Genomic DNA, 7,994 nt, shown 5'->3' on the forward strand with positions numbered 1-7,994 from the left:
CCTCAACCGGCAGGGGACATTACGGGCGAACCCCCGGGACCGATCAGCTACCGAACTCCGCTGACGAATCGAGGTTCGTGCTCATCGGCGCGGCCCTGGTCATCCACTTCGGCCCGATCACCCCGTAGCGATCGCCGCGCGGCTGCATCCCCTCGCCCGTCCTGTGCTGCTCGAAAAGGCTCAATGCAGCTTTTGTTGTTCCAGCCATCTGAAGACATCGGACCTCTTGTGCTGGACCTTCGTGTTTCTGCCCCGCCCAAGCTTGTAGCCCTTGAGTCCCAGCTTTCGGGCTTCTCTGTAGACCCAGCTCTCGGACATGTTGATCATGGCTGCGAGCTCGGAAGTATCCATGAGTATGGGCTCCACGATGGAGCTGCTGCCCCCAGCAGAATGAGGCGGGGGGTCTTCGCGGAGCGGTTTCGTCCCGTGCGCATCGGAATCTCTTCTCCATTCGGTGAAGTACTCATCGGAGCCCGAGGGCCATTCGTCAAGACGGACGACCGGCTTGGTCGAGGTGGGAGAAAGATGCGGAGTATCGCCGGTTTGGCTAGCTGGGGAACTCCGGCTGTGTTCCGCGCCGCCTCGTGATGCGGCACCTTCGAAACGGGGTGCTCGGGGGCCCCGTCGGGCTTGCCTGTGAGCCCCCGGGGCTTCCGCTCCGAGCCGTAATGGACGGGCTCGGTGTGCCCCCTGTGGGGCACTTCTCGCCTGACGGAGCATCAGGAAAGTCGGCAATGGGTCAGCGTGAACCCTGCTGGAGGCTCAAGAATCTGGCAGAACATACAGGTGGTTGAAGTGTTCAACGATCCACGGCCGGCTCGTAAATGCAAACGTCTCTTATGGAGAGCAGTTCCGGGTTTCCTTGTGCTGCCCGGCCCTGGCATGGGGCTCTACCAGTCCCGTCATGCCTGTCGTCCGAAGAGGATGCCGCCGGGTTCGGGTGGTGGGGGAGTGCCCGGTTTGAGGGGCCAGGCGAGGAGCATGCCCGCGACGAAGCCGACCACGTGGGCCGCGTAGGCCACCGTTCCGGCGCCGGTGCCGCCCGCGCCGGAGGAGTAGAGCGCCTGCAGCACGAACCACAGGCCCAGCACGATCCAGGCCAGCAGGCGCAGCGGCAGGAAGATCAGGAAGGGGACGAGGACCCAGACCCGGGCCCTCGGGTAGAGGACCAGGTAGGCGCCGAGGACGCCGGCGATGGCGCCCGAGGCGCCGATCAGGGGAGTAGTGGCGTAGGAGTTCGTGAGGGCGAATCCGTATGCGGCCGCGTAGCCGCAGACCAGGTAGAACAGCAGGTACCGCAGACGGCCCATGCGATTCTCGATTGTGTTCCCGAAGATCTGAAAGTTGGGCATCAGTGCAGGTCACAGGCGTGATTGCTGAGCCCTGGTCAGCAAGTAGCCAGCAAGCGGCGAGCGGAAGGCCCCGCCTTGCTGACCGCGGGCGCGTCAGCGGGACGAGGAAACCGGGTATCGGCCCCAGGACGCGGCGGTCGACAGGCTGACGGAGCTGTACGCCGACCGGAAGAAGATGTCTCCCTCGGTGGCGGAGGCACGACGGGAACTGGGGCAGCAGACGATGGAGGAGTACGCCCAGACGTGGTTGCCTCGGCAGCGCCAGATAACCGAGTGCTCGGCCGCAAAGGCCCTGGCGAGTCACTTCAAGGCGTAGATCAACCCGGTGATCGGATCGCGGAAGCTGAATTCGGTGACACCGACCGTGGTGGAGGATTTTCTCGATCACTTGGAGGAGGAGGGGGTGGGCCGTGGACACCAGTTGAACGTCTACAGGGCCCTGTCGGCTCTCCTCCGGGATGCGTTTGAGAAGGGGGCCCTTGGACACGGGCCCCCTTCCAGGCAATGCCGTGGGACGCGGCCGGGACGTACCCGTCCGGCTCATTTCAACGGAACGGGTGCGGGCCGAACGCGGACGTGATCAACCGACGGTGACCGCGGCTCAGTACGAGGGCACCTTCAGCAGCTGGTCGCGGCGGTCCGCGATCTCCGGCTGGTAGACCTCGGTGTACCACACTTCGGGCTCGACGGGCTGCAGCGCGATCGACACGGCGCCGCCGTCGACGCCGAAGGCCTCCTGAACGGCCTCGCTGATGCGGGCGGCGAGGCGGACGCGGCGCTCGTCGTCGAGCGGGGCGGGGAAGTGCTTGACTGTCACGTGGGGCATGGTCCTGCTCCTTCTCGGGCGTCAGATGATCGAATGGCGGATGACATGGGCGAGTTCGTCCACACCCGGGTCCCGCAGGAGCCCGTAGTGGGTCGTGTCCAGGCGGACGACGGTGGACGCGCCGGCCGCGAAGGCCGGGTCGCGTTCGATGAAGGACTCCTCGTCGCCGTGGGCCACGAGGACGGTGACCGGGGCCGTGACGGGGCCGGGTGCCGGTTCCCAGCCGTACGTACGGCAGGCGACGCGGATGACCCGGCGGACCGTGGTGGGGCCGAGGTCGGGGAAGTGGCGCAGCACGAACCGCGCGAAGCTCTCCTCGTCGGTGCCCTCGCGCAGACAGGCGTCGAGCAGGGGGCCGTCGGTGCGGCCGGCGAAGACGGAGTACAGGATCGTACGGAACGTCCGGTCGCCGAAGTCGGCTCCTGCCGCCGTCCAGGACGGTGGGCCCGGCAGCCGCGGTGAACCGGGCGCGAGGAGGACCAGGCGGTCGACCTCCTCGCCCGAGTGCTCCAGACGGCGCGCGGCGGTGAAGGCGACCCGCGCGCCGAAGGAGTAGCCCCACAGCGTGTACGGGCCCTCGGGCTGCACCCGGCGCAGGGCACGTACGTCGGCCGCGGCCATCTCCTCCAGGCTGTCATGGGGGATTTCGCCCTCGTTGAGGCCGTACGCCTGGATCCCGTACAGGGTGTGGGAGTCCGGGCCCTCGGCCAGGCGGGAGGCGAGCAGCCGCAGGTTCATGGCGTAGCCGCCGAGGCCCGGCCAGCACAAGACGGGCCGGTCGCTGGTGCCGTCCGGCCGCGGGTGTGCCGCACGGTGGCCCCGGGACAGGGGTACCAGCCGGGGCGGCGGGGCCGTGTCGGCGGCGATGCGTTCGGCGAGCTGCTCCACCGTGGGCGCGGTGAACAGCACCTGCAGGGGTAGGGAACAGCCGAACTCGCGGTTGACCCGGTGCACCAGGGACACCGCGATCAGGGAGTTGCCGCCGCAGGCGAAGAAGTCGTCCCTGACGGAGATCACGTCGCGGTGCAGGGCCGCCTTCCACAGCTCGCACAGGCGGGCCTCGGCGCGGTTGCGGGGCGGTACGACGGGCCGGACGCCGCGGGCCACCGCGGTGTCCGCGAGCTCGGTGAGGTCCTGGACGTCCAGCTTGCCGTTGGCGGTGTGTGGCAGCCGCTCCAGGATCAGGATCTGGTTCGGGACCATGAACTCGGGCAGCCGGGCGGCCAGGTCGTCCTTGACCAGCTCGGCCGGGCCCTTCATGTGGACGGTGTCCTCGTACATGCCCTCGTGCGCGATCTGGTCGTCGCTTATGCGGCCGCCGACGCAGAAGTACAGGGGCCCGGTGGGCAGGCCGAGGCCTTCGAGCAGCGTGGTCATGCGGCGGGCGGCGGGCAGGTCGCGGCCCGAGCGCGAGCTGTAGCCGGCTGGCATGAAGCCGAGGCCGGCCGTGTTGTGCTGGAGGTACTGCAGGGCCCGGCCGAGGTTCACGTACTCCGGTTCGTCCCCGGGGGTGTGGACGGTGAGGGTGATGCCGAGGGACGCCCGTTGGTAGACCTGCTGGTTGATGGCGATGACGTGCCGCCTGAGCACCAGCTCGTCCGCGATCCGCTCCAGGCGGCCGGCGCGGTGGCGGTACTGGCCGGAGCGCAGGCCCGTACCGCTGCCGGGGTGGATCTGGACGTGGACGTCCACGCGGTCGCGCCACCCGGGGCGGGTGCCGGGGTCCGCCGAGGTCAGGGCGTACGAGCCGAGGCAAGGGTCGTCGTCGGCGCAGCCGCACCGGTCGCAGACCCGCGGGTCGTGGGGCAGCGTCCGCAGACCGAGGCCGTACACGGGCAGGATCTCGTCGAACAGGCCGAGCATGTGACCGGTCTCGATCTCCAGGACTTCCTGGATGTTGGTCTTGTAGACCGGTTCGATGGCGGATCTGCGGCCCACGAAGTGGAAGGTGATGCCGGGCGCCGCGTCGGTGGCGTGGGCCGGGCGGACGAGGACCAGCTGGTGGCGCAGCGGGTGGTAGTAGTACAGGCCGGGGGCGAGGCCGGGCAGGCAGCCCGTGATCTCGGCGTAGAGCTGGGTGGCGTACAGCGACCCCGGAGACGCGTAGGCGTACTTGGGCAGCAGGCGTTCGGCACTGGTGTGCGGGCCGAAGTCCCTTAGGATAGCGCCGAGTTCGGTGAGCGTGAGCTGCTCGGGGCGGCGCGGCGGGGCCGAGGGCACCACGCGGGAGAGCGCGGCGAGGATGTCCTGCTCGGTGGGTGCTCCCCCTCGTAGAAGCGGTAGGTCTTGCGGGCGAAGGCGCGACGGCGCTGTTCGGGCGTGGCCTCGGCGCCGGGCAGGTCCACGGCCCGCGCCTCCGCGAGGTCGTCGCGGACGCCCGCCGTCGACAGCTGTGCCCGGACCTGGAGCCTGGAGTCCTTCGAGATGTGATGGTCGCCGAACGTGCCCTGGTCCATGAGCGCGGCCTCGCGCGGGCTGAGTTCGAGGCAGGCGACAAGGTTCTGGAATCCAGTGCGCGGGTCGTCGCGGACCAGGACGGCTGCGTTCTTGACCCAGTCGTGCGCCTCGATTGCCAGGCGTATCTCGTCCAGCTCGATGCGGTGGCCGCGCAGCTTGACCTGGTTGTCGGCGCGGCCCGTGAACTGCACGGTGCCGTCGGCGTTCCAGTGGGCCAGGTCGCCCGTGCGGTAGAGCCGGTCGTGCGGCGCGGGGTGCGGCGACGGGACGAAGTGCTCCGCGGTCAGGTCAGGGCGGTGCAGATAGCCGCGGGCCAACTGCACTCCACTGATGTGCAGTTCACCGGTCTCGCCGGGGCCAGCCGGGCGGCCCCGGTCATCCAGGACGTGGTAGCGCAGGCCCGGTACGGGGCGGCCGATGGGCACCGACCGCGGACCGTCCTCCGGGGCGAGGGCCGCGGGGTCGACGGTGTGCGCGGAGGTGTTGATGGTGCACTCGGTGGGGCCGTAGAGGTTCACCAAGGTGCAGTGCGGCAGGGTCCTGGTGCAGTGCAGTGCGAGTTTCCGGGACAGGCTCTCACCGCCGCTGAATATCTGTTGCAGAGAAGTGCAGCGGCTCATGTCCTGGTGGTCGAGCAGCGCGGCGAGAAGGGTTGGAACGCATTGCAGCGTGGTCACCGAGTGCACCGCGATTTCGTCGATGATACGGCCCGGGTCGCGATGGGAGCCGGCCGGCGCCATCACCGTTCTGGCGCCGCATGCGGGGGCCAGGAACTCCCATTGAGCGGCGTCGAAACTGAGGGGTGTCTTCTGCAGGACGACTTTATCGGGGCCGAGCCCGTACGCGCTCTTCAGCCAGGTCATCTGATGGGCGATGGCGCGGTGCTCGATCATCACGCCCTTGGGGCGTCCGGTGCTTCCCGAGGTGTAGATGACATAGGCCAGGTCTTCCGGACCCGGTTGTGGAAGCGGAATGCTCTGCATGTTTTCGTCGAGGCTCTTCCTGAACTCCTCTACATTTCTTTCCGTGACGATGCGAACCCCGGTTCCCGCGAGTTCTCGGGCTCGGTCGAGTAGTTTCTCCTCGGTGTGCACGACCGTGATTCCGGAGTCCTCGATCATGGTGCGAATGCGTTCGTCCGGATATTCCGGCGACAGCGGCAGATAGGCGCCGCCCGAACGCAGGATGCCCCAGACCCCGACCGCCTGCTGCAGCCCCGGGCTGGTGAACAGACCGACGCAGGTGTCCTTGCCGACGCCGAGAGTGCGCAGGTGGAGTGCCAGGTAGCGAGCGGCCTCGGTCAATTCCCGGAACGTCAGGGTGTCGTTGCCGTGACCGACCGCGACGGCGTCGGGCCGGGTCCGTACCTGTGCGTCGAGCAGTTCGATCAGGTCGCCGACGCCGGCGGATTCCTCGGTTCCGGCCGATTCGATTCCGGTTTTCCCGGTGTTGTTCACCGTACTCATTTTTCCCCCATCTCCGTCCCGTCCTCCCCCTCGAGCGGAAGAAACTATGGGTTCGGAGCGCCGATCTTGGCAAGGGTCGACTCTCGGCACGACAGGATGCTGCAGCATGGGCCCTATGTCCCGATTCGGGTATTATGCATCCCCGCACTGTGTGCAGTGCGGGGACCCGAGCTATCGGCCGGGTGGCCACCGCAGCCCGCGGACCTGCAGAATTCTCTGCGTCAATGGGGGAGGGGTAGATTCATGCAGCAGAATTTACGTTCCGAAGTAACCATCGAAGATCTGCGTGCGGAACTCGACGCGATCGACAGGCAATTCCTTGAGGCCCTGCGTGCCCGCATCGAGAAGTGCGTCGAGATCGGCCACTTCAAGCGCGAGCACGGCGTTCCGATGATGCAGCCGCAGCGCATCGGTGTCGTGCAGGAGAGGGCCGCGCGGTACGGTGCTGAGCACAGCATCAGCCAGGAATTCCTGCGCGATCTCTATGACTTGATCATCGCTGAGACATGCCGCGTCGAGGACGTGGTGATCGCGGGGCGCTCATCATGAGAACACTGCTGATAGACAACTACGACTCGTTCACGTACAACCTTTACCAGCTTCTCGGCGAGGTGAACGGTCTGCCGCCGGTCGTCGTCAGGAACGGCACCGACTGGGACACGCTGGACCTCGCCGCGTACGACGCGATCGTCGTCTCGCCGGGCCCTGGACGCCCCAGCCGTAAGCGGGACTTCGGCATCAGCGCCCGCGCCATCCTGGAGAGCGGTCTGCCGGTGCTCGGCGTGTGCCTCGGCCACCAGGGCATCACGCACCTGTTCGGCGGCGAGGTCGGCCTCGCGCCGCAGCCCATGCACGGCCGTGTCTCCGCGGTGCGTCACACCGGCGTCGACATCTTCAAGGATCTGCCAAGCCCCTACGACGTCGTGCGCTACCACTCCCTGGCCGCGACCCGGCTCCCCGACGACTTGGAGGCCATCGCCTGGACCGAGGACGGCGTGGTCATGGGCGTGCGGCACACCTCGCTGCCGGTGTGGGGCGTCCAGTTCCACCCCGAGTCCATCAGCAGTGAGTACGGCCGCGAACTCCTCGCCAACTTCCGTGACCTGGCGCTGTCCCACGCAGGGAAGAAGGACGGCCGCCGTCCGCGCACCTACACCGTGCACGTGCGCACCGTGGCGACGGAGCCCGACACCGAGGCCGCCTACCGGGAGCTGTTCGCCGCCAGGGAGCACGGGTTCTGGCTGGACAGCGGTGCCGTCATCGACGGCCTGTCCCGCTTCTCCTTCCTGGGCGACGGCAGCGGCCCGCTCGCCGAGTACGTCAGTTACCGGGTCTCCGACGGCTTCGTCACCGTGCGCTCCGGCGGCACGGAGGAGATCGTCGAGCAGAGCTTCTTCGACTACCTCGACGAGCAGCTCAGACTGCGCCGGGTGCCCGTCCCGCAAGGCCTGACGTTCGAGTTCAACCTCGGATACGTCGGCTATCTCGGCTACGAACTGAAGGCCGAGGCCGGCGCGCAGGCCGTGCACAAGGCCGAGACCCCCGACGCCGGCCTGCTCTTCGCGGACCGGATGCTCGCCGTCGACCACGCCGAGGGCGTCAGCCATCTGCTCGCGCTGTCCGCCGACGGCGACGCCGCGGAGGCCGAGCGCTGGCTCGACGAGATGGAGCGGCGCCTGCGCGGGCTGCCCACGGCGAAGGGCGCGAAGGAGGGGCAGGACGCGCCGGTCGCGCTGTGCGACGGCATGACCGCGCCCGAGGCCGTGCCCGTCACGCACCTGCGGCACGACGAGGAGGACTACCTCGCGCGGATCGCTGAGCTTGTTCTTTATGGTCCGGGCTCGAACACCGGGTAGGACACCGTCACTCACCTGGGCATTTGCCGGACAGGCG

General features: G+C 68.2%; 5 protein-coding genes and 1 pseudogene. 2 read left to right on the forward strand and 4 right to left on the reverse strand.

The features are described from left to right. Positions 1 to 902 precede the first annotated feature (902 nt). The 4 genes and pseudogenes from JL475_RS37375 to JL475_RS40905 form a co-directional block, all read right to left on the reverse strand. Positions 903 to 1,337: pseudogene (locus tag JL475_RS37375) on the reverse strand (rhomboid family intramembrane serine protease); the annotation flags it as partial. Between the two features lie 616 nt (positions 1,338 to 1,953). Continuing rightward, positions 1,954 to 2,178 carry a tautomerase family protein gene (locus JL475_RS37380; RefSeq protein WP_109379783.1) on the reverse strand — a complete coding sequence of 75 codons (225 nt, stop codon included), beginning with the start codon at positions 2,176 to 2,178 and terminating at the stop codon, positions 1,954 to 1,956. Positions 2,179 to 2,199: 21 nt separating this feature from the next. Then, a complete protein-coding gene (locus JL475_RS41625; RefSeq protein WP_307825316.1) occupies positions 2,200 to 4,401 on the reverse strand; it encodes an alpha/beta fold hydrolase in 2,202 nt (733 codons plus the stop codon). Continuing rightward, a complete protein-coding gene (locus JL475_RS40905) occupies positions 4,335 to 6,101 on the reverse strand; it encodes an amino acid adenylation domain-containing protein (RefSeq protein ID WP_237409381.1) in 1,767 nt (588 codons plus the stop codon). The genes JL475_RS41625 and JL475_RS40905 overlap by 67 nt, the downstream gene beginning before the upstream one ends. Positions 6,102 to 6,344: 243 nt before the next feature. Between JL475_RS40905 and JL475_RS37390 the strand changes: the two genes are divergently transcribed. Together JL475_RS37390 and JL475_RS37395 are read left to right on the forward strand one after the other, a co-directional pair. Continuing rightward, positions 6,345 to 6,650, forward strand: a complete 306-nt coding sequence (locus tag JL475_RS37390; protein ID WP_109379781.1) for a chorismate mutase family protein — start codon at positions 6,345 to 6,347, stop codon at positions 6,648 to 6,650. Further along, positions 6,647 to 7,957, forward strand: a complete 1,311-nt coding sequence (locus JL475_RS37395; protein WP_202282673.1) for a gamma-glutamyl-gamma-aminobutyrate hydrolase family protein — start codon at positions 6,647 to 6,649, stop codon at positions 7,955 to 7,957. Before JL475_RS37390 ends, JL475_RS37395 begins: the two co-directional genes overlap by 4 nt. Positions 7,958 to 7,994 lie beyond the last annotated feature (37 nt).

It is taken from the genome of Streptomyces sp. M2CJ-2 (assembly GCF_016757295.1).
GTDB lineage: Bacteria > Actinomycetota > Actinomycetes > Streptomycetales > Streptomycetaceae > Streptomyces.